The organism is Alcanivorax sp. 1008, assembly GCF_020667895.1.
Taxonomy (GTDB): Bacteria; Pseudomonadota; Gammaproteobacteria; order Pseudomonadales; family Alcanivoracaceae; genus PGZG01.
Map to the genome: position 1 here is coordinate 1 of NZ_JAFMPS010000106.1, position 355 is coordinate 355.

Annotated in this window: 1 protein-coding gene; it reads left to right on the forward strand. The window is 47.0% G+C overall.

Translation table 11 applies throughout. The features are described 5' to 3' along the window. Nucleotides 1-355: type II secretion system F family protein (locus J1C54_RS16485; RefSeq protein ID WP_229150069.1), on the forward strand; the 355-nt coding region annotated here is incomplete at both ends.

Below are 355 nucleotides of genomic sequence, written 5' to 3' on the forward strand. Positions count from 1 at the left end.
GCTGGTGAGCAATCAGGTGCACTGGAAACCATGCTGGATAGGGTCGCCCTCTATAAAGAAAAGAGCGAACAGCTCAAACAGAAAATCAAGAAAGCCATGAAATACCCGGCAACGGTGGTTGTGGCAGCAGTCATTGTAACGGCAATCCTTTTGCTGAAAGTTGTACCTGTTTTTCAAGACCTTTTCTCAGGATTCGGTGCCGAGCTTCCCGCTTTCACCGTTTTTGTGATTGGGTTGTCTGATGGACTGCAAAACAATTTCCTGCTTATTGTCGTATGCATCGTCGCATTCGCAATTGGCTTTTCTACTCTCAAGAAAAAATCGGAACCGTTCCGAAACGCCCTGGACAGACTGG